The organism is Bacillus sp. A01H, from assembly GCF_045277205.1.
GTDB classification, from domain to species: domain Bacteria; phylum Bacillota; class Bacilli; order Bacillales; family Bacillaceae_G; genus Bacillus_A; species Bacillus_A paranthracis.
This window is the reverse complement of the sequence record NZ_CP117702.1, coordinates 2,242,554-2,267,252: the sequence shown is the minus strand read 5'-3', so window position 1 is coordinate 2,267,252 and position 24,699 is coordinate 2,242,554. Positions and strand designations below refer to the sequence as shown.

Annotated in this window: 26 protein-coding genes and 1 pseudogene; 6 read left to right on the top strand and 21 right to left on the bottom strand. The window is 33.3% G+C overall.

The genetic code is table 11. The features are described from left to right. The first annotated feature begins 183 nt into the window (after positions 1–183). Both PSR14_RS11940 and PSR14_RS11935 read left to right on the top strand, forming a co-directional pair. A complete protein-coding gene (locus tag PSR14_RS11940) occupies positions 184–1,086 on the top strand; it encodes an ABC transporter permease subunit (RefSeq protein ID WP_000902499.1) in 903 nt (300 codons plus the stop codon). Continuing rightward, entirely contained in the window at positions 1,083–2,102 is a 1,020-nt protein-coding gene (locus PSR14_RS11935; protein ID WP_000836563.1) for an ABC transporter permease, read from the top strand. The genes PSR14_RS11940 and PSR14_RS11935 overlap by 4 nt, the downstream gene beginning before the upstream one ends. Positions 2,103–2,252: 150 nt before the next feature. Here PSR14_RS11935 and adhP read toward each other — a convergent pair whose 3' ends face one another. The 6 genes and pseudogenes from adhP to PSR14_RS11905 form a co-directional block, all read right to left on the bottom strand. Further along, positions 2,253–3,290, bottom strand: a complete 1,038-nt coding sequence (gene adhP / locus PSR14_RS11930; protein WP_000649106.1) for an alcohol dehydrogenase AdhP — start codon at positions 3,288–3,290, stop codon at positions 2,253–2,255. Positions 3,291–3,707: 417 nt separating this feature from the next. Beyond that, positions 3,708–4,561: pseudogene (locus tag PSR14_RS11925) on the bottom strand (MurR/RpiR family transcriptional regulator). A 197-nt stretch (positions 4,562–4,758) separates the two neighbouring features. Further along, a complete protein-coding gene (locus tag PSR14_RS11920; RefSeq protein WP_000694640.1) occupies positions 4,759–5,403 on the bottom strand; it encodes a response regulator transcription factor in 645 nt (214 codons plus the stop codon). Positions 5,404–5,417: 14 nt separating this feature from the next. Further along, positions 5,418–6,515: a sensor histidine kinase gene (locus PSR14_RS11915; protein WP_130777026.1), complete on the bottom strand. Its 1,098-nt coding sequence runs from the start codon at positions 6,513–6,515 to the stop codon at positions 5,418–5,420. 177 nt (positions 6,516–6,692) lie between these two features. Next, positions 6,693–7,586, bottom strand: a complete 894-nt coding sequence (locus PSR14_RS11910) for a mechanosensitive ion channel family protein (RefSeq protein WP_000055418.1) — start codon at positions 7,584–7,586, stop codon at positions 6,693–6,695. A 296-nt stretch (positions 7,587–7,882) separates the two neighbouring features. Then, complete coding sequence (locus PSR14_RS11905) at positions 7,883–8,320, bottom strand: Hsp20/alpha crystallin family protein (protein WP_001245061.1); 438 nt, start codon at positions 8,318–8,320, stop codon at positions 7,883–7,885. A gap of 226 nt (positions 8,321–8,546) precedes the next feature. Here PSR14_RS11905 and PSR14_RS11900 point away from each other — a divergent pair, with 226 nt between their 5' ends. Next, complete coding sequence (locus tag PSR14_RS11900; protein ID WP_098487101.1) at positions 8,547–8,996, top strand: NUDIX hydrolase; 450 nt, start codon at positions 8,547–8,549, stop codon at positions 8,994–8,996. A gap of 35 nt (positions 8,997–9,031) precedes the next feature. On the opposite strand, the gene PSR14_RS11895 is transcribed toward PSR14_RS11900, so the two are convergent. From PSR14_RS11895 to asnB, 9 genes are all read right to left on the bottom strand, one after another. Next, entirely contained in the window at positions 9,032–9,580 is a 549-nt protein-coding gene (locus PSR14_RS11895; RefSeq protein ID WP_000816786.1) for a cysteine hydrolase family protein, read from the bottom strand. Between the two features lie 419 nt (positions 9,581–9,999). Then, the gene (locus tag PSR14_RS11890) at positions 10,000–10,488 is read right to left on the bottom strand and encodes a hypothetical protein (RefSeq protein ID WP_000713485.1); all 489 of its coding nucleotides are present in this window, start codon (positions 10,486–10,488) and stop codon (positions 10,000–10,002) included. A 259-nt stretch (positions 10,489–10,747) separates the two neighbouring features. Further along, positions 10,748–11,395, bottom strand: a complete 648-nt coding sequence (locus tag PSR14_RS11885) for a nitroreductase family protein (RefSeq protein ID WP_001105307.1) — start codon at positions 11,393–11,395, stop codon at positions 10,748–10,750. A gap of 98 nt (positions 11,396–11,493) precedes the next feature. Continuing rightward, the gene (gene dat, locus PSR14_RS11880) at positions 11,494–12,369 is read right to left on the bottom strand and encodes a D-amino-acid transaminase (RefSeq protein WP_073540591.1); all 876 of its coding nucleotides are present in this window, start codon (positions 12,367–12,369) and stop codon (positions 11,494–11,496) included. A 126-nt stretch (positions 12,370–12,495) separates the two neighbouring features. Then, the gene (locus PSR14_RS11875) at positions 12,496–13,458 is read right to left on the bottom strand and encodes an ABC transporter substrate-binding protein (protein ID WP_000198726.1); all 963 of its coding nucleotides are present in this window, start codon (positions 13,456–13,458) and stop codon (positions 12,496–12,498) included. A gap of 138 nt (positions 13,459–13,596) precedes the next feature. Then, a complete protein-coding gene (locus tag PSR14_RS11870) occupies positions 13,597–14,451 on the bottom strand; it encodes a phosphatase PAP2 family protein (RefSeq protein WP_000481801.1) in 855 nt (284 codons plus the stop codon). A 351-nt stretch (positions 14,452–14,802) separates the two neighbouring features. Then, on the bottom strand, positions 14,803–15,132 hold the full coding sequence (locus tag PSR14_RS11865; RefSeq protein ID WP_000200475.1) for a hypothetical protein: 330 nt from the start codon (positions 15,130–15,132) through the stop codon (positions 14,803–14,805). Positions 15,133–15,180: 48 nt separating this feature from the next. After that, entirely contained in the window at positions 15,181–15,540 is a 360-nt protein-coding gene (locus PSR14_RS11860) for a GNAT family N-acetyltransferase (RefSeq protein WP_000627528.1), read from the bottom strand. A gap of 93 nt (positions 15,541–15,633) precedes the next feature. Beyond that, positions 15,634–17,535, bottom strand: a complete 1,902-nt coding sequence (gene asnB, locus PSR14_RS11855) for an asparagine synthase (glutamine-hydrolyzing) (RefSeq protein WP_000333816.1) — start codon at positions 17,533–17,535, stop codon at positions 15,634–15,636. Between the two features lie 217 nt (positions 17,536–17,752). Between asnB and PSR14_RS11850 the strand changes: the two genes are divergently transcribed. Beyond that, positions 17,753–18,214 (top strand): Hsp20/alpha crystallin family protein, encoded by a 462-nt coding sequence (locus tag PSR14_RS11850; protein WP_073540589.1) that lies wholly within the window; start codon positions 17,753–17,755, stop codon positions 18,212–18,214. Between the two features lie 39 nt (positions 18,215–18,253). Here PSR14_RS11850 and PSR14_RS11845 read toward each other — a convergent pair whose 3' ends face one another. After that, positions 18,254–18,841: an SCO family protein gene (locus PSR14_RS11845; RefSeq protein ID WP_000833352.1), complete on the bottom strand. Its 588-nt coding sequence runs from the start codon at positions 18,839–18,841 to the stop codon at positions 18,254–18,256. A gap of 334 nt (positions 18,842–19,175) precedes the next feature. Here PSR14_RS11845 and PSR14_RS11840 point away from each other — a divergent pair, with 334 nt between their 5' ends. Beyond that, positions 19,176–20,150 carry an MBL fold metallo-hydrolase gene (locus PSR14_RS11840; RefSeq protein WP_073540587.1) on the top strand — a complete coding sequence of 325 codons (975 nt, stop codon included), beginning with the start codon at positions 19,176–19,178 and terminating at the stop codon, positions 20,148–20,150. A gap of 181 nt (positions 20,151–20,331) precedes the next feature. Here PSR14_RS11840 and PSR14_RS11835 read toward each other — a convergent pair whose 3' ends face one another. The 4 genes from PSR14_RS11835 to PSR14_RS11820 all read right to left on the bottom strand — a co-directional run bounded on the left by PSR14_RS11835 (position 20,332) and on the right by PSR14_RS11820 (position 22,892). Next, on the bottom strand, positions 20,332–21,174 hold the full coding sequence (locus tag PSR14_RS11835; protein ID WP_073540731.1) for a DegV family protein: 843 nt from the start codon (positions 21,172–21,174) through the stop codon (positions 20,332–20,334). Between the two features lie 152 nt (positions 21,175–21,326). After that, positions 21,327–21,578, bottom strand: coding sequence for a DUF2535 family protein (locus PSR14_RS11830; RefSeq protein ID WP_000629015.1), 252 nt, complete (start codon positions 21,576–21,578; stop codon positions 21,327–21,329). Positions 21,579–21,920: 342 nt separating this feature from the next. Beyond that, positions 21,921–22,664: a twin-arginine translocase subunit TatC gene (gene tatC, locus PSR14_RS11825; RefSeq protein ID WP_000390137.1), complete on the bottom strand. Its 744-nt coding sequence runs from the start codon at positions 22,662–22,664 to the stop codon at positions 21,921–21,923. A gap of 42 nt (positions 22,665–22,706) precedes the next feature. Beyond that, complete coding sequence (locus PSR14_RS11820) at positions 22,707–22,892, bottom strand: twin-arginine translocase TatA/TatE family subunit (protein WP_000492443.1); 186 nt, start codon at positions 22,890–22,892, stop codon at positions 22,707–22,709. A 361-nt stretch (positions 22,893–23,253) separates the two neighbouring features. On the opposite strand from PSR14_RS11820, the gene PSR14_RS11815 reads away from it, so the two are divergent. Beyond that, the gene (locus PSR14_RS11815; protein WP_000136887.1) at positions 23,254–23,910 is read left to right on the top strand and encodes a hemolysin III family protein; all 657 of its coding nucleotides are present in this window, start codon (positions 23,254–23,256) and stop codon (positions 23,908–23,910) included. Between the two features lie 41 nt (positions 23,911–23,951). Here the strand turns inward: PSR14_RS11815 and PSR14_RS11810 are convergent, their stop codons facing one another. After that, positions 23,952–24,671 (bottom strand): 1-acyl-sn-glycerol-3-phosphate acyltransferase, encoded by a 720-nt coding sequence (locus PSR14_RS11810; RefSeq protein ID WP_000616583.1) that lies wholly within the window; start codon positions 24,669–24,671, stop codon positions 23,952–23,954. Positions 24,672–24,699 lie beyond the last annotated feature (28 nt).

The following is a 24,699-nucleotide window of genomic DNA, read 5'->3' as shown; positions in this document are numbered from 1 at the left end:
TAGGAATATTAGGAATTTCTCTTGATGGACATAGAAATCCGGTCCTCAATATAGAGATTTCCTTATGTAAGTATATTCCGCATTACAATTATAAAACTTAATTAATTTCTTATTTTTCAGAAAAATATAAAAACATCCCAGAATTTATTGTATAATGTTGTAAAAAGATGTCGGAGGGATTTAATGTTACATAAAATATCTCAATTCACAATGAAGCTTTCATCAATTCTTTTATCACTCTTATTATTATTAAATTTACCTTATTTATTTATCACTCAAAATGGATTTACCTTTCAACCAATTTATTTTTTTGACCAGATCGTTACTATGTTAAAACAGGTTTTCTCCCCTGAATCATTGTTGGTTATAGGATCAGACCCCAAGTATGGTCATTTAAAAACAACACCATTATTTCCAACTGTTTTAGAGCCTTATCTATATTCATTTACTATTTTATTTTTAGCCTTTTTGCTTGCGCTCTTTTTTTCATCTAGCATGGCATTTTTTTATTTTTTAGCAAAAGATTATATAAAAAAATGGATAAACCGAATTGTGTTCATATTAGAAGCTGTCCCTGATATGATGATGATGATTTGTTTGCAAATATTTTTCATATGGGTACTTAGAAAATTCGGGGAAGCTCCTTTCACCATTATTTCTTTTAATGAAAATCGAGCTTATTTACTCCCAATTGTATCTTTAGCAGTCTTACCTACATTACAAATGTTTCGAATGATGGTGTTATACATAAAAGAAGAACATGGAAAAGATTATGTAGAGGTTGCCTATGGAAAAGGCCTTTCATCAAGTTACATACTATGCATTCATTTATTCAAAAATATATCTATCCACTTCTTCCACCATTTAAAAACGATTTTTGTTTTCTTACTTTCTAATTTATTCATTTTAGAATTTGTTTTTAATATGGAAGGCATTATTCAATTCTTATTTAATAAGGCGTTTATTTCACCTCCAGCTGCATTTATCATACTGGTTATGATTATCTTACCGTTTTATACTATTTTTCAAATAATCTCATTCATGATGAATAGATGGCAAAAGCACTTGAAAGGAGTAGCATTATGAAATCTATTTGGAAATCAAAACGCTTTTTAATCGGCTTTACTTATTTATTTATACTTATTTCAGCCAGTTTTATTTATAGTTGGTTCTTTAAAGATAACATCCCAAAACCTCCTCAGTTACTTTACAATGACAATAACGAATTACTTGGAAAGGCCCCCTTTCCGCCATCGTTAATTCCGCCTTTTGGATCTGATCGTTTTGGAGAGTCTGTTTTCTTACAAATTATAGAAGGAGCAAAATTTACTATTTTATTAGCCGTGGCAATTAGCTTCTTTCGAATTTTATGCGGAACATGTATAGGAATTCTCTTAAGTTTATATGCTCCAAAATTCAAGAGATTTTTCCAAGCATGCTCAGAAGTTTTTTATTATATTCCAACTCTATTTATCGCATTCATACTCATCACGCCCGTTAATATTGTAATCACATCAAATGCTGATGGGTTAGATCCAAATATTTCATTTACGTTTTATCAAGTACTCGTACTTATTTTCGTTGCTCTGCCTACACTTTCTTTATATATATCCTCAGAGGTTGATGAATTTATGAAACGAGATTACATTTTAAGTGCACAATTATTAGGTGCTAGCCGTTTTCATATTATGAAAAAACACTTACGAGTCTTATTACTTGACCGCTTATTTGTATTATTTATGGAACATATCGTCCAAACACTCATACTCGTTATCCATTTAGCGTTGCTTAACATTGTAATTGGTGGGATACAAATGCGTGAACTGTATGACGGAGTGCTCAAACCTGTTTCTCTATCTAATGATTGGGCAGGCCTTATTGGCTTAAATCGTAATGAAATGAATCTTTCATGGTGGATCATTTTTTATACTCTCGCTTCATTCTTTATTACGATTCTATTTATTAAGCTTATGACACTCGGGATTCAAGATGCACTGAAAGCAAGAGATTCGCAAACTGTAGCAATTCAAACCGTTCCTGATCATAAAAAATTTGTTAAACATAAAGATTCTTTTTCTTTTGCAAATAAAGTGAACCTTTAATCCTGTCTCATTAATCAAGTATGGATTGGCATTGATATTAGTAGAATATAAAAAAGATGATCCCTATTGCATACAGGGATCATCTTTTTATGCAGTCTAACTTTTTTACATGTACTTTGTTAGACTCATATTTTTTATATTTAATGTGAATTATTTGCAATCACAATTATGCTGTTTAAAATCGATTACCATACGTCCTTGAATTCGACCTTGTTCCATTTCTTCGAATACACTTTGTACTTTATCTAGAGAACAAGTTTGAACAACAGGCACTACTTTTCCTTCTGCACCGAATATAAATGCCTCTTCTAGATCCTTACGAGTACCGACTAGAGAGCCAACCACTTCAATTCCATCTAGTACAAGTCGCGGAATGTTTAAATCCATCGTTTCTACTGGTAAACCTACTGCAACGACTTTACCACAAGCACGTACTGCATCAACTGCAGAGTTGAATGCTACTTTTGAAACAGCTGTTACTACAGCAGCATAAGCACCACCAAACTCATCTTGAACAATGTTATCAGCAGGACCTTGAGAAATTGGATTGATTGTCATATCAGCTCCAACCTCTTTTGCTAAGGCTAATTTATCGTCATTAATATCTACTGCAATTACCTTTGCACCAAATACGTTTTTAGCATATTGAATAGCTAGGTTACCTAATCCACCACAACCATAGATGACGATAGGTTGGCCAGGTTTAATATTGGATACTTTTATAGCTTTATATGTAGTTACACCCGCACATGTGATTGATGATGCTTGAGCTGGATCTAATCCTTCTGGTACTTTCACCGCATAATCAGCTGTCACAATACATTGTTCAGCCATACCACCATCTACTGAATAACCAGCATTCTTAACTTCACGGCAAAATGTTTCCCTACCTGTTACGCAATATTCACAACGTCCACAAGATTGGAACATCCATGCAATACTTACACGGTCTCCCACCTTTAGTGAAGTAACATCATCAGCGATTTTCGTCACAATACCTATACCCTCATGACCAAGAATACGGCCATCTGTGTTTCCAAAATCATGATTTGCAACGTGTAAATCAGTATGACAAACTCCACAATACTCTACATCTACTAGCGCTTCACCTGAGTGTAACGGACGTAATTCTTTTTCAATAATTTCAATGTTTGCTTTACTATTTTTATTAACTACTACTGCTTTCATATGTGATCTCCCCTTTAGTGTTTTAGAATTTTTCATGAGTTCATCTCACAACTTCTGTCTTCACTAGTTTGGCTAATCATTGTGCCAAGTTTAAATGTTCAATCATCATTACATGTTCATCATAACATGACACTTCAAAAACAAATTGTGAAATTATGAACAATGTTTGAATTGTTGTATAAATCGTTTTATATTTTTTTAAATGAGAGTCACCACTGGCTATAAGTAAGTCTCATATTTCTACAAGAAAATAAATAAACAAACTATTCACTAATAAAAAAGGGACTGTCTCATAAGTCTCTTTCGAAGTAAGATCACATGAAATTGAAAAGGCAGAAACGTTATAAAATCAACATTTCTGCCTTTCACTTTTTATACGATTTTGGCTAAAAAGCACCTTTTGAGACAGCCTCTTTTTTATATTCGTTTCATCGAAATTGTTTCACGAATACTTTGTAGATTTTGCAACGTTTCTTCTTGGCGTTGTAACGATAACCCAACGTACAAAGTATCTAATAAACTTAACTGCGCTAATCTTGATGAACTTGCTTCTGTGCGGAATTCCGTTTCACGTGTTGAAGTGTATAATGTAATATCAGCCAGTTGAATTAATGCCGATTTCTGATAACTCGTAATCGCAATAATTTTAGCTCCTCTTGCTTTCGCTACTTCTAACGCTTCCAGTAACCCTTTATTGCTACCAGAATGAGAAATGCCGATAACAACTGAATTTTTCGAGAGCAAACCAGCTCCTATAATTTGAAAATGCGAATCAGTATGAGCGATACATGAAATACCCGTTCTCATAAATTTATGATATGCATCCATCGCAATAATACCAGAACCACCATTTCTGTAAAACTCGATTCGATTTGCTTCTTACAAAGCTTTTACAGCTTGCTCTAATGCCGTATCATTTAACAAATGCAATGTATCTTGTAGTCCTGTAATATGTGAATGAAAAACTTTTTAGCAACAGTTACCATACTATCTTCTGCTGATACTTCTTCATGAATATTTTGCATCGGTGTATGGACAATTTCACGAGCTAATGTAATCTTTAAATCTTGGAATCCTTGCCAACCGAGGTGTTTACATAAGCGAAATATCGTAGCCTCAGAACTATTCGTAACTTCTGCTAACTCAGTAATAGATCTATGTACAACATCTTGTGGATGTTTTAAAATATGTTCAGCAATACTTCGCAATTCCGGTGATAAACCGTTTAACGAAGCTTGAATCTTTCCAATCCCACTTCTTGTACCAGGCATAGCATATCTTCACCTTCCATCGTAGCTTTATCCCGTAAAAAACAATTGGTGTGGGCTAATAATCAGTGGGGATAGACCCTCCACGGATTAAAATTTCATTTTATTGTACCTAATTATTGCAAGAAGAAAAACCTTTATTAAACTTAACTATAACATTTTAATTGCTCCTATGTATTCTGTCATACTATACGAAACATTTATTCATACTTATTATTATTTTCCCCATGTTTCACTGCATACAATGCAGCTTGCGTACGATCATCTACTTCTAATTTAGCTAAAACATTTGAAACATGTGTTTTTACAGTTTGTTCTGTAATATGAAGCACTGCTGCAATTTCTTTATTACTTCGCCCTTTCGCAATTTCACGAAGTACTTCTTGTTCTCTTTTCGTTAACATAGAAAAAGGGTTTTCTTTCTTGACTACTGATCGTCCTAATAGTGCTGGTGTTACTTTCGGATGGAAATTCGTATTTCCTTCATGTACTGCAATAATAGAAGCTACAAGTTGCTCAGGTTGTACTTCTTTTAATTGATAACCATCTGCTCCGGCTTCAAGTGCTGGTAAAACATAATCTTGCTCTGAAAAACTGCTTAATATTAGTATCTTTATCGTTTCATCATATTGTTTTATTTGTTTTGTTGCTTCGATGCCATCCATCTTCGGCATTGATAGATCCATTAATACTACATCTGGCCTTTTTGTTTGGACGAATGTTAACGCATCTTCTCCATTTTCTGCTTCCCCAACAATTTCAAATTCTTCTCTCGTTTTCAAAAAGAATACAAGTCCTCTTCGAACGATATGATGATCCTCAACTAGTAGTAATTTAATTTTCAACCTTCTTCTCCCCTTCAAACTGGCAATTGAATTTCAATTTTCGTACCCTTTTTCAGCTCCGTTTTTATTTGAAATGATCCCCTCATTAACTGAATACGTTCCTTCATACTTTTTAAACCGAGTGCTGACTCTCTTACTTGCTCTTGTATAAATCCTATTCCGTTATCCTCTATGTAAAAATACAACTGGTTATCTTCTATTTTTAAAAGAACATGTACCTTTTCACATGAAGCATGTTTTTTACAATTATGTATCGCTTCTTGACTAATACGCCATAAAACTTCTTCTATTTCATCACCAATTGAAACCATTCCATCAATTCGAACTTCCACGTGAATCCCTAACAACTTTCCGTAATTTTTAATTGCTTCAGCTAACCCTTTCTCTAATCCTTCCGGTCTTAATTGCCAAATCAAAAGTGTCATCTCTTGTAATGCTTCCTGTGATAATTCTCCAATATAGCTCAACATCTCTTGCAAGTCTCTATCTTGCGTCATATTTAGAGTACCTTTTGCGGTTAACATGATAGAAAATAACAATTGTTTTACTGAATCGTGTAAATCACGTGCAAGTCGATTTCGTTCAGCTACTACTACATATTTACGTTCTTTTTCCACTAGCTGAATACGTTGGATTGTCGTCCCTATTTGAAATGCAATTGATTCTAATAATGCTAATTCTTCCTCTGAAAAATGTGTTTTTTGAGGCGCGGCCACATTTAAGAGACCAAACTTCTCCGACCCGGACCTTAATGGAATTGTCGCATGGTGCGTAACATCTTCAGTATCTCCCCAATTACACTCAATCGCATCCTCTATTCGCTTACATTCAATAATATTTGTCGCTTTTTCCAATCTGCCATTTACAAAACGCTCTACACACCAGCAATCTCCTTCACACATCGGCTTCTTCTCTTGCCACGTAAGAGCTGGCGGTAAGTTTTGATCTACAAGCATACGGTGTTTTCCACTTTCATCAATAAAAAAGATCCAGCCTGTTTGTAAATTCATAACTTGTAACAAAGTATGTAACACTTTTTCTAACATGTCTTGTAAATTTGTTGCTTCATTTAATAATTCAGCAATTTCTTTTAATGCCTCTAAACGATGCATCTCTTTTTCTTCAAAGTTCATTTTCATCACCATCTATCATTATAACATTAAGAAATTTCTAAATTCTACAAATTAAAAAGAACTGAATTCCTTCAGCTCGTTTTTATATCAATCATTTTATTATTATTTTTCTATCCAATGTCGAAAGCAGCACTTCCGTTACCAAACTATTCTACTTTAGCTGTCCGATAAAGATTGTCCACCTTGTCTATGCTGTAAACTTTCAGTAGTAACAAGCATATTTGCTGCTGGCATTTGCACTTGATTCTTATGGAACATAGACATTAATTCAAATCTTACTTGTCTAGAAGTTTCAAAATAATCTTCTGGCTTTATTAAACCTGTAATACAAAATTCATATCCAACGTATTTCAGATTCGGGTTTAAATCTGTAACACCTACATATTTAAAAGGTTCAACAGCTTCATCCTCTACTTTATAAAGACTTGGGGCCAACTTTTCATTACAATTCACACAAACTTCCTCTAACAATTCCTTAACTCTTGTCGGATCTTCCTGATAACTTACCGTAATTCGTTCAATTACGCGCATCCAGCCTTTATTAAAATTTTGTATCGTTCTAATCTCTCCGTGTGGTATGGTAAGCAGTTTTCCTGACCATTCACGAATTTGCATAAAACGAATACTAATTTCCTCAATCGTTCCTGAGTTTGTTCCGTTAAAAGTAACAAAATCGCCAACACGAAACTCTTTGTCCGCTAATCTCGCAAAGCCTAATATAACATCTTTCAGCATCTGTTGTGCAGCAAAACCGATAACAACCCCCGCTATCCCTGCACCTGCAATGATACTTTTTATATCTACAAATTGGCTAATTAAATATATGATTAGACTAATGATAATGATATATCTAAAAATAGATCGAATCACACTTTGAATCGTTTGCTCTACCTCTTCATCAAAAAAGCTTGATTTCCTAAAAAACCAATCAATAATGCGGTTTATGACAAATGAAATAATGATTAGGACGAAAGCAAATAGTAAAAATCTTAAAAGTAAAAACTCTCTTACATAATTAAAAAATTCTTCAGTATACGTTAATAAACTCATCTAACCACTTCCTTACTAATTAAAAAATTCATAATCGTCTCAGTTTATTCTAGGAAAATCTATTATCTTCTCTAAAACGTCGCTACCCTTACTATGTATTTTGACTTTATTACTAATTCACTTTAAACAGTATGTCTAGATGTTCTTTTCCTTTCCCTTTAAATATACCCTTTTTAATAACCTAAAGGGAGCTAATCGTGAAATTTTTTAAGCGTTAAAACTTTATTCTACTCATTACGATTTCAACTAATTTATTCATTAACTAGATAAAAAAAGAGCTGAATTTATCAGCTCTTTTATTCGATATTAATTGTTGTTTTACTGTTTTTTTCTTCTTTCAATTTTGGCAATTCAATTGTCAGTACGCCATCTTTATAATTTGCTTTAACATTTTCTTCCTCAACTCGTTGAAAATTAAAGCGTCGAGTTACAGAACCTATAGAACGTTCTTTACGAATATATATGCCATTCTCATTTTTTTCTTCTACTTCATTATGATTAGTTGCTTGAATCGTTAATACATCTTGTTCAAATTCAACTTGAATGTTTTCTTTTTGAAAACCCGGTAAATCTGCTTTTACTGTATATTTATCAGACTGTTCATGAACATCTACTTTAAAAGTATCCATGTTCATCGGTTTAAAGAAAGCATCTGTCATCCCTTCTAATAAAGAAGGCCCAAAATCAAAAATACCATTTTGACGTTTTGTTATCTCTGGAAATAAATTACGCATATTTTTTCCTCCTTATTATTTATGAATGAAAGATTATCTCTTTCTGCCTTTATTATAACATTTGGTCAAAAAAGGTCAAAGATTTTGTTTGACCTTTTTTGATGTATATTTTACCAAATAAAACAAATAAGTTATATGACTTCTCTCCCTCTTATAAAGAGGAAAATATTCACATAACAACGAATAGTATATTTGCTCTTATTTTTTCTTACGGAGGTTACATACAATGGGGTATATTGAAGAACTTAGAAAAGTTGTCGGATCAAGACCACTCAATCTAGCAGGAGTTGCTGTAGCTGTTTTCAATGAACAAGGACAAATATTACTTCAACAAAGGCGAAATGGTATTTGGGGTGTTCCTGGTGGATTCGTTGAACTTGGTGAATCAACAGAAGAAGCTGGGAGACGAGAAGTGTTCGAAGAAACAGGGATTGAAATAGGAACCTTACAGTTAATAAGCGTATTTTCTGGAAAAGAATTTTTTGTAAAATTACCAAACAGGGATGAGTTTTATCCTATAACAATCGCATATCTTTGCAAAGACATTAAAGGCGGCTTGCTAAAAGCTGATGGGATCGAATCATTAAGTGTCCAATTTTTTGATTTTGATAAGCTACCAGAAAATATTAGCCCATTTATAAAAAAATTAATTGAGCAAAACCTCGTCTCAATTTAAACGTAAAAAGAGACCTTTTTTAAAGGCCTCTTTTTTTACTTCACTTCTGCGTTTAAACAAGATTTAAAATGCCCAAGTGCAAATTCATGCCCTTGCGCATTAAAAGATGCAACCGCCTTTTCATAAACTACAATTTTAAACCCTTTATTATAAGCATCTACTGCTGTATGAAGAACACAAATATCAGTACATACCCCTACAAGGTGAACCTCTTCAATTCCTCTTTCTCTTAACTTCATCTCTAAGTCTGTTCCTGCAAATGCACTATATCGCGTTTTATCCATGTAATATACATTCTCTGCATTTTTATATGTTTCGTACACATCTTGTAATTCACCAAACAAATCTCTTCCATTTGTACCCGTTATGTTATGAGGCGGGAATAATTTTGATTCAGGATGATATACATCATTCTCTTCATGTTTATCAATAGCAAAGACAACGTAATCTCCATTTTCGATATATCGCTTCGTTATATGTACAAGTTCTTTCTCAATTTCTTGACCGGGTTTTCCGCAAGTTAAAGCACCTTTTTCCGCTACAAAATCATATGTATAATCAATATTTATAAGAGCTCGTTTCATTACTATCTCTCCTTCTCCTGTTTCACAGTAAACAATAGAAAATTTGTTATTACGACATCGTATGTACTATTCGACATTTCAAATGAAATACCTACATTTTTCTTCTGAAACTTACCTTATTCCGAGTTTATCATATAATAGCTAAACAATGGTAAAACAAATAGACCCTATCGATAAGTCATAAATTTGATAATGGAACGTAACTTGCATCATAAACCAAATTACTGACATCATCATATTAATCAAGAAGATACAAATACACCAGTTCACCTCTTCAACCGCTTTTTCTGTCATAGTAGTAACAAGTGGTCTCTTCCTAATTTAATCATATTAGAAAACGAAACAAGTGATTCACTATTACAACCTCTAGTATAAATAAAAAGTACACTACTTTTTGAGTAATGTACTTTTTATTCTTCTTATGACGCTGGTTTTGTTTCGAATGTTGCTTGATTAAAACTAATAACCTTTCCTTTCGGATCATTGTTTTCATACTGAACTGCCGTAATCGTATGACTACCTGTTTCAAGCGTCTTTTCTTTTAATTGTACTGTTGTCTGTGTTGTACTAGTTACTTGATATTTATCTGCAAACACTCGATCTACAAATACGAATGTTTCTTTATCATTTTGAAAATTAGAGAGCTCTAATTCAACGTGTTGAATTAAAGTATCCTTTTTAATGAATACAGCTGGTATATTACCATTCTCAGAAGTACCGTCTGGTGTAATAACTTTTACTTTTCCTTCTCCGACTGGCACTGCTCCTTCAGGAAATACTACTATATTCTCATTACTTGCGTTTACAACTCTTTCTTCCTGCTTTGATTGCGCACCTTCTTTTTCTTGTGGAGCGCCGCAACCGGCTAATAACAATACAGACAATCCAGTGATTATGAATTTTTTCAAAATTCATCCCCCCTGTCATTTCATTATAATTTATTATACAAAAATAACTTTTAAATTTTAAGACTATTTCCAACACTTTCATGAACAAATAGAATCTTGCTCACGATTAATGTATCATACTTTCCCTAATAGAACATTAATTTTTTTTATGAAATAAATAGTAATTCCCTCTTATCTATCATTTTAGCCTAACAGATTAATTACATACCTATCCAAAATAAAAAGACATTGTTTATTCAATGTCCTTTTATTTTGAGCTTTAAAAAACAAATGTTGTAATCTCATCTACTTCTTTTCTTGGAAGTTTCTTCGGCTTATCTTTCGGAAAACCGAGTGATATAACCATATTTATTTGCTTTTCAGGCTCAATTTGTAAATATTGTCGTAGTTCATCTTGAGCTAACAATACCGGTCCTGTCATTGGGCATGTACCAAGCCCCTTCGCATGTGCAGCTAACATTAAGTTTTGTGCCGCTAAACAGCTGCTCTTAATTCCTTCTTCTTCCCAAACTGAATCTGGAACAAAAGCAATCGGATCAAATATCTTTTCACGAAACTTTGATTCATATGGCGTTGCCAAACATACGATTAATACTGGTGCCTCCGAGAAAGCTGTTGCATATGGTCCAAAAGAACGTGTAAGTAATTTCCCTGCTTTCTCTTCTCCGGTTTCTGCCGCTTTTGCCGCAAGTTTATGTAATGCATCCCATGTCATTTGTTCAATTTCTTTAATTTTCTCTCGGTTCATAATGACCAAGAACTCCCAAGTTTGTGAGTTCGTATCACTCGGTGCATAACGAGCACAATCAATAATTTCTTTTATATCACTAGTGGATACTTCTTGTTCTGTGAACTTTCTAACACTTCGTCTACCGTGAATTACTTCTTTAAAATCTTCATAATTCATACATTAAATCCCCTTTTTACAGCGTTTTCAAATCTTGTCCTATCCTTGAATTATATCATGAAAAAAAGCTGGAGTAATACCAGCTTTTTTCTTCAATATTAGTTCGTAACTTTAAACAAACGAATACTTTCTTCATATGCAACTTGGAGTTTCTTTGTAATCGGTCCTCTTTCGCCGTTCCCGAACTGCTCGTCACCAATTTGAACGACTGGGAATATTTCAAGTGGCGTCGCTGTGAAGAAGCATTCGTCGGCCTCATACACTTCTTGAAGTGGAAATTCTCTTTCTTCTACTTCAATATGTAACTCTTTCGCTAATGTAATAACATAGTGACGTGTAATGCCGTGTAGAATGAAATTGTCAGCCGGATGTGTAATCAATTTATTATTTTTCACCATAAAGAAATTTGAATGACACCCTTCCGTTACAATTCCATCTCGTACTAATATCGCTTCTTGATAGCCTTGTTCGTTTATTTTATTTTTAATCATAATATTAGGTAGCAGGTTTAAGGATTTTATATGACAGAACTTCCAGCGTATATCCTCTTCTACAGTAACTTTTATTCCTCGTTCCATAGAAGCAATTGGTCGTGGAAAAGAAACAATGTTTGCAAAATATGTTGGTTGCATATTTGACTCATATACATGATTACGTGCTTGAGCCCCTCTTGATATTTGCAAATATACATTCCCATCTTCTTGAAATTTATTTTTTTCAATCATTTGATATAACTCTTCCATTAACTCTTCCTTAGTAAACGGTGGAATTAATTTTATTTCTTCCATAGAATGAAAGAATCGTTCTAAATGTAAATCTAATAAATGTGGCTTCCCATCATATAGTCTGAATACCTCGTATATACCATCACCAAATTGAAAGCCTCTCTCCTCTAATGGAATCATCGGCTGTTCTTCCTTCGTATTTACAATTCTTCCGTTAAATAAAATCCAATCTTTATGAGTAGCTTTCATTTATTCCCACTCCTTTATTTCATGATTGTTTTAATTGTACAACTTATGCACGATCAAAAGAAGGAATTTTCTGTATTTTAACAAAATAAAAATTGCATCACCTATTTAAAGTGATGCAATTTTTATTTACTTCAGAAAATATTTTTCAATATCATCTAACATAAGATTTGCAGCTACAATACCACCTGCTGTATTCCAAATCACTTCATCTACTTGGAATACTTTATTCTCTTTAGAAGCCTGCAGTTGTTTAAAGAGTGGATCTTCTGTCCATTCTTTTGCTAATGTATTTCCTTCATTATTCTTATCCGCGTCTTTATCAGATGTGAAATAGAATAAATAATCCCCGTCCATATTTGGAATTTGCTCTTTTGTAATTCCTTTAATTGCAAATTCATCTTTATCTTGTAATGGTGGTCGTTTAAATCCAATATCATTTAATACAACACCTGAGAATGAATTTTTTTGATAAATACGAACGTCACCAGGGACGAAACGAATAATAGAAACTTTAGAGTTAACTTTATCACCTAATTTTTCTTTTATTCCTGCAATACGCTTTTTATAATCATTAAGAGCATTTTGCCCTTCTCTTTCTTTATTTACAGCTTTCGTATAAAGTGTAAAGTTTTCTTTCCAATCACCGCGTAATGTTTCAGCATATACTGTTGGCGCGATTTCTTTTAATTGTTCGTATATTTTTTCGTGACGCATTTTATTTCCGATAATTAAATCCGGCTGAAGCTTCATTACTGCTTCTAAATTAATGTCACGCTCAGTTCCTACTACTTTCGTATTTTTTAACTCTTTCGCTAAATGAGGATACCATTCATCACCAGCTCGTGGTTTCGTCGTTCCAACCGGCGTTACTCCAACAGATAAAAGTGCCTCAGCGCCCTCATTTGTTAAAACCACAACTCTTTTTGGCGTACCATTTACTGTCGTTTCGCCCATTGCATGTTTTATCGTATACGAATCTTTCGCTTTAGCTGATGTATCATTTTCTTTCTTCTCTTCTTTACTACACCCTGCGATTATGATTGTTAGTAGCATAATGCAAAATATAAGCATATTTTTAGTGCGTGTCATAAGTCCTCCTAGTTGAAATTGATTATCATTTACATCTTAAAGATTAATGTATATCTCATACATTGTCAATAGATATATCAGAAAACTTTTTCAATATATATAATTTAGACCTCATTTTTATTCAAACTATTTTTATATTTATTTGCTACTCACATTTTTTATTCGTAACATGTGAAACATAAATGGACATAAGAAAGTAATTGTAAATCCAGTCAATACATAACGTAAATAATACATATCAGGTATGACTTTTTTTAATAGGAGCTGTACCACTAACAAAATACTAAGACCCAATACTGTTTTTACCACTTGCATTTTAAAATCATTACTTTCATTCATATTAATAAAATGATTCTCTAACATGATACCAATCGTAGAACCTGTCAAAACTCCTAGTAATTTAAGATTATCTACTTGGCTTGTCATAACATACATAATGAGTGAAACAGCCAATATAATTCGTTGTAACAATATAAATTTCCTATCACTTAATCCCATTGTTACCTTCGTATATAAATAAACAACTATGACACTAAATAAAACGGCACCTATTATATCACTGAGCCAATGTACACGTAAATATAGACGAGAAATAGAAACTAATATAATAAAAACAATACCAATCATCCAAATGATTCTCTTTTTACATAAAATCATAAATGAACCCCAAAACGTTGTTGCTAACTGCACGTGTGTACTTGGGAAAGAATAACTTGCAGCTGATTTTTCATATAAAGATTGAATTCCATCGTATGTATACGGTCGCGGAATTTTCATAAATTCTTTTATCACTATCCCTATATATCCAGAGAAACAAAGCATAACAATCATATGAAATGCTTTTCTTTTAGAAACGCACCAATACGAAATTGAAATAACAATTAAATATAATGTTTCATTTGCAATAATAGATACAAGTTTAAAAAATGCTGTAAGTACACTTCCCTCCAGACTGATCATCCATTCAAGAAATAACATATCAATATTAAACATACAAACACGATACCTCCCTAAAATTTAATTCTGCTATTTTTTAGCACTTCATATAAAGTGAAACTTTAATCAGCCCTAACCAATCGGACTTTTATGGGCAGCCCAATCCCCATCTAACTTCTTTGCTTTCGTTGAATTTTGAGGTGTGGGTCTTACTGCCGATTAAAGCGAGACAAACTAGTTGATTAACATTTCCAATTTATACACCCACTTACGTTACAGATTAAGAATATATAGTACCACATACTAAAAACAGATAATATGTTAAATCCTCTAATCATTTTTATAAATTTCAATGGAATTTTGAGTTTTATATACAAAGCCATTACAATTACAAATTAAAAAACCGCCTTATGTAAGGCGGTTTCTATCATTTTGTTTTAACCAATTTAAAATAAATATATACGATTGATAGTGAATATAACGTATGCAAAATAAAAGAAATAAAAAGGCTATTCCAGTGGTACTATACAGCAAACCAAACTTCAAAAAAATATTTAACAGCGGTGGAAAGTTCGTTATGTTTTGTAATGTAAGTAGCATACAAAACAAAAGGAAAAACACTGGGGCATATTGTAATTCATATGGCTTTCTCTTCTTATTCATTCTTTTTCGAATAAGCATATGGCTTAGCTCCGCTACTAAAAAACATCCTCCAATTAATACAAGACCAGAAGTCATCGTCATACACCCACCTGCCTTATATTTATCCCGCATAACTACTCATCGTTATATTTTCTTCACATATATTCCGTCTTCCCCATTAAATCCAAAGCTCTCTATGAAAGATTTCGCTTGTTCTGTTAATTCCGTTTGTAATACCTTTATCTCTTTCACATTTCTTTCTTTCATCATCATTTCAAATGTAAAATACGTATTTGTCCCATAACCGTAACTTTGATAATCAGAGTGAATAATTAACTGAGATAAAACCGCAGTCTCCCCTTGAACACGATAATCTATTACACCAATATATGTATCATCGACTTTCACACAATACTGTACCTGTTTCTCACTTAAACTATGTGAGTAAAACATTTCTTTAACAACGCTTTCATTTTCTACAGTTACTTTTTCAAACGTAATCATATGTTGTCCATCCTTTTACTATTATTGTATCAATAATACGTCCTATTTATGAAAAAAACCTTAAGACCATATGCGATCTTAAGGTTTTTCTAATTAAACTAAGCTATACGCACGTTTCGTTTCTTCGTGGAACTTATTCGTATCGTATTTATGCTCAACATAAATTTGATGCCATACCATAAACGCAAGTACAGTCCAAATTTTACGGCTATAATCGCCTTTATCTGCACAATGTGCTTCCAGTAAGTTTAATACATACTGTTTGTCGATTAAATGCTCTGTTTTACTCTCGTTTATAATATTGATAGCCCAATCATGCATTTCGTCTTTTAACCAGTGACGAATTGGTACTGGGAATCCAAGTTTTTTACGATCTAATACGTGATCTGGAACGATTCCGCGTGCTGCTTCACGTAAAATAGCTTTCGTAGTTCCGTTAGCAATCTTAAATTCAGTTGGAATTTTAGATGCAACATCGAATACTTCTTTATCTAAGAACGGTACGCGAAGTTCTAATGAGTTCGCCATTGTCATTTTATCAGCTTTTAATAAAATGTCACCGCGTAACCAAGTGAACATGTCAATGTATTGCATTTTGCTTACATCATCATAATCTTTAATTTCGTTATACAATGGTTTCGTGATATCCATATAGTTAACACTTTCATTGTAATACTTCATTAATTCAGCTTTCTCTTCTTCACGGAAGATTTTCGCGTTTCCATAGTAACGCTCTTCAATTGGCGTACATCCACGCTCTAGGAAGCTCTTTCCTTTAAAGCCTTCTTTAAGAGCACCACTTAGTGCTTTTAGAACGCTCTTACCTGGGCTAGGAATGTAAGAGAACATTTTCAGTGAGTTTGGCTCACGATAAATGTTATAACCACCAAATAGCTCGTCTGCACCTTCGCCTGAAAGAACAACTGTTACATGCTTACGTGCTTCTTTTGCAACGAAGTACAACGGTACAGCTGCTGGATCTGCTAAAGGATCATCCATATGCCAAATGATTTTTGGGAACTCATCCATAAACTCTTTCGCTGAAATGAATACGTTATGGTTTTTAACACCTAATTTCTCAGCAGTTTCTTTCGCAACATCAACTTCACTGAAACCACGTTGCTCAAAACCAACAGAGAATGTTAAAAGATTTGGATTCATTTCTCTTGCGATAGAAGCGATGATAGATGAATCGATACCACCAGATAAGAATGAACCTACTGGTACATCACTGCGCATATGCACTTTTACTGAATCATATAACACATCACGAATTGCTTGGATATGCTCCTCTTTCGTTGCACTTGAAGCATTGAAATAAGGTTTCCAGTAGCGATGGATTTCCATCTCTTTACCGATTTCTTTTACGAAATAATGACCAGGTTCGATTTTATTAACATCAATTGTTAATGTTTCTGGCTCTGGACCATATTGGTACGTAAAGTAATGTTGTAGAGACGTTGGGTTAACGCCTTTATCTTCCATCACATGCATAATACTTTTCTTCTCAGATGCGAAGAATGTAGTATCACCTTGTTGTGCGATGTATAAAGGTTTAATACCGAAGTGGTCACGTGCACCGAAAAGTTTCTTTTCTTCACGATCCCAAATCATAAATGCAAACATACCACGAAGGTAGTCTACACATTTTTCTTTCATATGTGCATACAATGCAATGATAACTTCTGTATCAGATTGCGTTGCAAACGTTGCACCTTTTTCAAGTAACATTTCACGTAATTCTACATAGTTGTAAATTTCACCATTAAAAATAATTACATATCGATCATTTTCATAAGTTAGCGGCTGATGTCCTGCCTCTAAGTCAATGATACTTAAACGGCGGAAGCCAAATTGTACATGCTCATCACGAAAATATCCTTCGTCATCTGGACCACGGTGGAAAATCATCGTGTTCATATTTTCAAATTGATGTTTTTCTGTTTCTGAAAACTCTCTAGGGTTTTCACATAAACATCCTACAAAACCACACATACTTCTTACCCTCTTTCAGTTTTCATTCTGTCTCTATACTACTATATCAACCCTATTTATACTAGCATAATCAACTGAATATGGCGACCAAAAACTATAAAAAAATCACTCCATTTCACATTTTTAACAATTTTTTATGAAAACATGAAAATTAGGCAATCACCTTTCTCCGCTTTTGTCATATGATATTGCAAATTGATTTCTAGGAGGGAATACCATGAGTGAAGAAAAAAAAGACTCTTCTCGCCCACCGGTTCGCAATTATTTAAAGCAAATTGATGATTTCTTCGAGCAAACACCACTTCGCAATGTAATTGCTGATTTAAATCATTTTTTCCAAAAAGGAAATCGTTTATTAACATTCCCTGTAGATTTATATGAAGCTGGTGAAGAACTCGTTGTTACAGCTGAACTACCAGGTATACAAAAAGAACAAATTCAAATTGAAATACAAAATGAATACTTAAAAGTCTCTGTAAAAGAAGAGATACTGGAAGAAGAAGAGCAAACATCCCATAACTATTATCGCCGAGAACGTTCTATTTCAGAAGCATCCAGATTAATTAAATTACCGTACTCCATTAATAAAAAAGCAGCAAAAGCTTCGTATCAAAATGGCGTGTTAGAAATTCGGGCTCCAAAACTTCCACAGCAACATGATATTTTATCCATAGACTAATGTAAAAAAAGAAGGGTGCTTTAATCTGCACCCTTCTTTTTATTCTGCTAATCGCTTCATATCACGTATAATGTCCTCATACGGCGTATTACTAATACCATTATACTTTTTCATTACTTTTCCGTTTTGATCAATTAAATAAAATGATGTACCATGCATAACTTGACCATTCTCAGGTTTATCTACAAGTGTTTGGAAATTATCTTTTGCAAACTTTGTAATATCTTCTAACGAATAACCTGTTAACAGGTTCCAGTTACTAGTATCTTCTGTAAACTTTTGAATAAAAGCTTTCAAGTTTTCTGGCTTATCAAGGTCAGGATCTACGCTAAATGATACAAACTGAACATCTAATTTCTCTTCCTTTGCCATTTTCTGCAATTTCGCCATATTAGCAGTCATTGGCGGACAAACTGTTTGACAGTTTGTGAACATAAAATCTGCAACCCAAACTTTCCCTTTTAAATCTTTTGTACCAAATGGCTTTCCATCTTGATTTGTAAATTGGAAAGTTTCTAAATCCCAATTCAATGGTTTACGAAGCTTTGAACCTGATCCACTACATCCAGCAAGTACAAAGAGACAAAATACAACCATAAGACCAATTACTTTTTGATAACGCTTCATTTATAAACCTCTTTTCTCTATCCTAAATTTAAATAGGTTATGTTTATCATAACAAAAGTTAACACTACGAGAAAATTGTTTACTACATTTGTTCACGAAATCGTACGAATTTACGTATGTTACTTCTTTATTTCAAGCGAATTACTAGACAAAATAATTTTTTTACTATTATTTCTCTAAATAATCGTCGCAAAACTAATTCTATTGTTATTTTTGTAAATGCACCTTCCTGTTTTTTTACAATTATTTAAACATTCATCCATGTTATACACTGTATTCCTTAACAACATTTCGGTACAATACAATTACAACGATTTTAAATGAGGTGATGTTCATGGCAAAGCGCTATGAAAATATGGATAATGTGAGTACAAAAAAATCAATTCGCTCTTTTATACGCTGGCGTAAAGAACGAAAGCAAAACAAAAAAGATTTTTCTTTCTTAGTAGAACAATCACCCGTTAAACAAAGTGCATTTTTGCAAAGTAATATTGAAAAAACGACTGTCACATGGATTGGGCATTCTACTTTTCTTATCCAAACGAATGGACTTAATATACTAACGGATCCAGTATGGGCCAATAAATTGAAGCTAATCTCAAGACTTACTGAACCTGGTCTTTCTATACAAGAACTACCTAAAATTGATATTGTCCTCATTTCACATGGTCATTATGATCATTTAGATTTTTCAACACTTCGCCAACTTAATGATGACGTATTATACTTAGTACCCATTGGGCTAAAAAAATTATTTACTCGTAAAAAATTCAATAATGTAGAAGAGTATAAATGGTGGGAAAGTACGACTATTGATGATGTTTCCTTTCACTTCGTACCTGCTCAGCACTGGACGAGAAGATCATTATTTGATATGAACACATCTCACTGGGGTGGATGGATTATTAAAAATGACAATATGGAAGAAACCATTTATTTTTGTGGAGACAGTGGCTATTTCCAAGGTTTCAAAGAAATTGGCAAACGCTTTTCAATTGATGTTGCCCTTATGCCAATTGGAGCTTATGAACCAGAATGGTTTATGAAAATATCTCACGTTTCACCTGAAGAAGCAGTGCAAGCTTATTTAGATTTAAATGCTACACACTTTATACCAATGCATTACGGAGCTTTTGCACTCGCTGATGAAACACCTCGCGAGGCAATAACAAGGCTTCGAAATAATTGGAATTTACGTATGTTACCGTGGGAACAACTGCATGTACTCTTTTTAGGTCAAACTTTCATTTATAATAGTGAAACACATTATAAGAAAGTGAATGAAAAAATTGAAACATTACATGTATAACGTAACTACTGATTTTCTATATTCAACATATAATATAGAAAATCATAAAGGGTGTTTTTTATGAATGAATATTTACAGACTCGCTATATCATTAGCGGTAGTGCCTGTATAGCCCTTCTTATTTCTTACTTTCTATTCACATAAAAAAGCTACTTGAAATAAATTTCAAGTAGCTTTTTTATTACTCTGCTAAATACATAAATCCGATTGCACCCGGACCTGTATGAGTACTAATAATAGGCGTTGTAAAGAAAATTTCTGATTTAGCAAATCCACTTACTTTTTCAACAGCCGCTTTTACATTTTCAGCTAAAGGAATTGCTTTCGCATGCGGAATTGCCACAGCTTTTACAACTTTTCCAGCTGTATCTTCCTCAAATAACTTAGCTAACGTTTTTACAATTTGACCTTGGCTACGCACTTTCGTTACAGGGTTATAAACACCATCTTCAAGGCTAGCAATTGGCTTTATATTAAGTAGCGAACCGATAAACGCTTTTCCTTTACCGATACGCCCACCCTTCACTAAGTTTTCTAATGTATCTACTACTACATATAATCGAGTATTCTTCCTTACTTCATCTACACGTTTTAAAATTTCTTCTAGTGAGCGTCCTTCATTTACCATTTTCGCAGCTTCAACTACTTGATATGCTAAAGCATGTGTAATAAATTGCGAATCAACAACTGTTACTTTTGTGTCGGTCATTGATGCAGCACTATTTGCAGTTGCCACAGTACCACTCATTCCACTTGTCATATGAATGGAAAGTACTTCACTTCCATCTTCCCCTAACTTGTCATACATTTCTACAAATGTACCCATTGCTGGTTGTGATGTTTTTGGTAGTTCCTCTGATTTAATCATTTCTTCAATAAATTCATCTGGTTGTAGATCAACGCGATCTAAATATGTTTGTCCATTTACAGAGATTGATAATGGTAGAACATGGATGTCATACTTCTCAATTACCTCTTGTGATAAATCTGCCGTTGAATCTGTTACAATTTTAATTTTTTGCATATTATATTCTTCCCTTTCCAATACGCTCTCCTTGTTATTATACTAGTATTCCCATTGCTTTCAACAATTTGAAACGAAATTTCATTAAATTAATTATATTTTTATATCTAAAATGAAAAAGACAGAGCTCTTAACCCTGTCCCCACTCTATATCATGCATTTTTTTCAAGAGTATTTGTTTTATATACATTTAAATAATCATTCCACTTCAAACAATTTTGTAAATATTCACGGAAAGAATACGAAAATCTTGGGTGTTTTTGTTTTTGAATTTTTGCAATAAATAATTGAAGACGAGACTGTATTAGAAACGATAATGGATGCTGCGCTTGTAGGACAGGGATTTCAAATATTTTAATACACTCCCCTGTTGAATGAGTGAAATAAAAACTTTTCGTAATCACAATATCAATCCTCTTTTTCATTGGATTTTTGAACTTCTTCTACTTTACGCTGTAACACGTTGTTTAAAGTGGCGACTCCCATGAATACAAAAGTATCCTTAGACAATCTCTGTAGTCCTTTTGGTTAGAAGATTTATACTCTATTCATCTTCACCTAATCCATCCCCCACCCTAAATTCCTAATAAGATAAGGACTCGTTATCCGTATATTGCTTAATATATTCAGTATAAACTTATAAAAGCGCAAAGTTTGTCTAAATTTTGGAGATTCTATAATTTTTTTCTTCTCTATATTGTATACGTTTATAACTAGAGTATAACAAATAAATAAAAAAAGTGCCTTTATAACGAGGCACTTTTCGACTGAATTTCTTCTTCTCTTTTCTTTTTTCGCTTACTCACAATCTTTGATAAAGCGATACTAATTTCATAAATACAAATAAGCGGTACCGCAACTAAACTATGTGATAAAAAATCTGGCGGTGATATACACGATGCAATGATAATCAATGCTACGTAAGCATATCTTCTTATTTTTATTAGAAATTCCGCCGTCAATAGTCCAATACTCGTTAAAAACATTACTACTACTGGCAATTCAAAAATTACAGCAAATGGAACTGTTAAATTAAGAACAAAATGAAAATACTTTTCTGTCGTAAACATCGTATTAAACATTTCATTACCTATCGTAGTTAAAAAATGAAATAAAAACGGCATTACAACAAAATATCCAAAGCATAAACCTGCAATAAATAATATAGACAATACCGGTATATACATTAACGTCATCTTTTGTTCATTTGCATGTAAACCCGGTTTTACAAATAACCAAATTTGTATAGCAGCAAAAGGAATTGTACAAACGATAGCAAATACTGTAGCAATCGAGAAAAAAATCCACAATACATCACTTGGACCGAGAACAGTTAATTTCATTGGTAAGTCTTTTACAAGCCAAAAATAAATATCCTTCGTAAAAGTAAACCCAACAATTAAAAATAGTACAAAGGATAACACGGTATATATTACTCGTTTGCGAAGCTCAACTATATGTTCTACTACACTCATTTCCCGATCTTCCATCTCGTTCACCACACTTTATTTATCCATTTCGAAGAAAATTCATTACATTTTTTCTTTCTTTTCCTTCTCTTGAAATGCATCATCAGTCAATTCTTTCGTTGATTTTTTAAATTCTTTTAACGTTTCCCCTAAAGCCTTTCCGATTTCCGGCAATTTTTTCGGCCCAAATAAAATAAGTACAGCTACTAAAATTAAAATTAATCCTGGAAAGCCAATATTTGAAAACATTTCTCCATCCCCTTTATTAGTAGATTCCTTGTCCTACTATTGCATAATTTTATTTTGTCAAAAAAGTTTGAAAACGTCAACAAAACCATTACCTTTTGTCAAAAAAATTCAAAAATATAATCAATTATACAAATTTCATTTTCTATTGCTCTTGTGTATGATATGGTAAGGGAAATGACATATTATTTTATCCCGCTTTAACGGGCAGTAAGAACCACACCTTAAAATTCAGTGCAAGCAAAGAAGTTACGTGGGGGTGGGCTGCCCGTAAAAGCCCGATTGGTGAGGGCTGAAAATCAGTGGGGGGATGCCCCCCCACTGATTAAAGTTTCACTTTATAATAGTAGAAAGGATTACCATTATGACTGAAAAAATGACACGAATGACCCAATTTGTAAAAGAAGAAATTGCAAATGCAATAACACATGGTATCGGTGCCATTTTAAGCATCCCTGCCTTAATCATATTGATTATTCATGCTTCTAAGCACGGTACCGCATCTGCTGTTGTTGCATTTACGGTTTACGGTGTAAGCATGTTCTTACTGTACTTGTTTTCGACATTGTTACATAGCATTCATCATCCTAAAGTAGAAAAAATATTTACTATTTTAGATCATTCAGCCATTTACTTATTGATTGCTGGCACGTATACTCCTTTTCTACTTATTACACTCCGCGGCCCATTAGGATGGACATTACTTGCTATTATATGGACCCTTGCAATCGGAGGTATCATCTTCAAAATTTTCTTTGTACGTCGCTTTATTAAGGCATCGACGCTATGTTATATCATAATGGGATGGCTCATAATCGTTGCTATTAAACCACTTTATGAAAATCTAACTGGACATGGTTTTTCACTACTTTTAGCAGGTGGAATTTTATATTCTGTAGGAGCTATATTCTTCCTTTGGGAAAAGTTACCTTTCAACCATGCCATTTGGCATCTTTTCGTATTAGGTGGTAGTGCGATGATGTTCTTCTGCGTACTCTTTTACGTCTTACCTACAGCATAATAAAAAAGGTTTCAGCTTAATGTAAGCTGAAACCTTTTTTATTACTTATGTAATTGTGATGCGATAACATCCTGTGTATACTTCGTTAACTCTTTAATATCCATAGTCGCATACTCTTCAGGTGTAATCGGCTTAGAAATTGTTACTGTTGCACGAGCTCGCTTCATACGATTTCCATTTGCTTCAAACATTTTATATGTCCCATCTAATGTTACAGGTAAGATTGCTACACCAGATTTTACAGCAAGATGAAAACTACCAGCCTTAAACTCTCCAACTTCCCCACCCTTACTTCTCGTTCCTTCAGGGAAAATTACGATAGAATGTCCATTCTTCAATAGTTCAATCCCATCTTTAATCGCTTGAAGTGACTGGCGGCGATCGCTACGATCCATAAATACACAATTCATAAGTTCCATCCAAGTTGGTACAACTGGGAACTTTTTAATCTCTGCCTTTGAAACGAAGCCAATTGGTTTATTTAAATAACCTAGTAAAACAGGGATATCCATATTACTCTGGTGATTACTTACAACTAGTACCGGCTTGTCTTTCGGAACATTTTCAAGTCCTTTAACTTCTACTGTTCCTCCAGCTACATGTACCATTTTCTTACCAAACCAATTTGTCGTTTTGTACACAGCATTATCTTTTTCTTGTGGCGACATCGTATTTACTTGTCTTTTAAGACGCCACATTCTCGGTGTAATCGCAATTACGATTAAAATTAAATAAAAGATTTTAAAAAACGTTTGAATCATACAGAACCCCCACCTATTATCATTCCGA

What these genes read in the sequence shown, in the direction of transcription:
- PSR14_RS11940 (WP_000902499.1), top strand. Translation starts at nt 184, where the DNA reads ATGTTACATAAAATATCTCAATTCACAATGAAGCTTTCATCAATTCTT.
- PSR14_RS11935 (WP_000836563.1), top strand. Translation starts at nt 1,083, where the DNA reads ATGAAATCTATTTGGAAATCAAAACGCTTTTTAATCGGCTTTACTTAT.
- adhP (WP_000649106.1), bottom strand. Translation starts at nt 3,290, where the DNA reads ATGAAAGCAGTAGTAGTTAATAAAAATAGTAAAGCAAACATTGAAATT.
- PSR14_RS11915 (WP_130777026.1), bottom strand. Translation starts at nt 6,515, where the DNA reads ATGCATCGTTTAGAGGCATTAAAAGAAATTGCTGAATTATTAAATGAA.
- PSR14_RS11910 (WP_000055418.1), bottom strand. Translation starts at nt 7,586, where the DNA reads ATGAGTTTATTAACGTATACTGAAGAATTTTTTAATTATGTAAGAGAG.
- PSR14_RS11905 (WP_001245061.1), bottom strand. Translation starts at nt 8,320, where the DNA reads ATGCGTAATTTATTTCCAGAGATAACAAAACGTCAAAATGGTATTTTT.
- PSR14_RS11900 (WP_098487101.1), top strand. Translation starts at nt 8,547, where the DNA reads ATGGGGTATATTGAAGAACTTAGAAAAGTTGTCGGATCAAGACCACTC.
- PSR14_RS11895 (WP_000816786.1), bottom strand. Translation starts at nt 9,580, where the DNA reads ATGAAACGAGCTCTTATAAATATTGATTATACATATGATTTTGTAGCG.
- PSR14_RS11885 (WP_001105307.1), bottom strand. Translation starts at nt 11,395, where the DNA reads ATGAATTATGAAGATTTTAAAGAAGTAATTCACGGTAGACGAAGTGTT.
- dat (WP_073540591.1), bottom strand. Translation starts at nt 12,369, where the DNA reads ATGAAAGCTACTCATAAAGATTGGATTTTATTTAACGGAAGAATTGTA.
- PSR14_RS11875 (WP_000198726.1), bottom strand. Translation starts at nt 13,458, where the DNA reads ATGACACGCACTAAAAATATGCTTATATTTTGCATTATGCTACTAACA.
- PSR14_RS11870 (WP_000481801.1), bottom strand. Translation starts at nt 14,451, where the DNA reads ATGTTTAATATTGATATGTTATTTCTTGAATGGATGATCAGTCTGGAG.
- PSR14_RS11865 (WP_000200475.1), bottom strand. Translation starts at nt 15,132, where the DNA reads ATGACTTCTGGTCTTGTATTAATTGGAGGATGTTTTTTAGTAGCGGAG.
- PSR14_RS11860 (WP_000627528.1), bottom strand. Translation starts at nt 15,540, where the DNA reads ATGATTACGTTTGAAAAAGTAACTGTAGAAAATGAAAGCGTTGTTAAA.
- asnB (WP_000333816.1), bottom strand. Translation starts at nt 17,535, where the DNA reads ATGTGTGGTTTTGTAGGATGTTTATGTGAAAACCCTAGAGAGTTTTCA.
- PSR14_RS11850 (WP_073540589.1), top strand. Translation starts at nt 17,753, where the DNA reads ATGAGTGAAGAAAAAAAAGACTCTTCTCGCCCACCGGTTCGCAATTAT.
- PSR14_RS11845 (WP_000833352.1), bottom strand. Translation starts at nt 18,841, where the DNA reads ATGAAGCGTTATCAAAAAGTAATTGGTCTTATGGTTGTATTTTGTCTC.
- PSR14_RS11840 (WP_073540587.1), top strand. Translation starts at nt 19,176, where the DNA reads ATGGCAAAGCGCTATGAAAATATGGATAATGTGAGTACAAAAAAATCA.
- PSR14_RS11835 (WP_073540731.1), bottom strand. Translation starts at nt 21,174, where the DNA reads ATGCAAAAAATTAAAATTGTAACAGATTCAACGGCAGATTTATCACAA.
- tatC (WP_000390137.1), bottom strand. Translation starts at nt 22,664, where the DNA reads ATGGAAGATCGGGAAATGAGTGTAGTAGAACATATAGTTGAGCTTCGC.
- PSR14_RS11820 (WP_000492443.1), bottom strand. Translation starts at nt 22,892, where the DNA reads ATGTTTTCAAATATTGGCTTTCCAGGATTAATTTTAATTTTAGTAGCT.
- PSR14_RS11815 (WP_000136887.1), top strand. Translation starts at nt 23,254, where the DNA reads ATGACTGAAAAAATGACACGAATGACCCAATTTGTAAAAGAAGAAATT.
- PSR14_RS11810 (WP_000616583.1), bottom strand. Translation starts at nt 24,671, where the DNA reads ATGATTCAAACGTTTTTTAAAATCTTTTATTTAATTTTAATCGTAATT.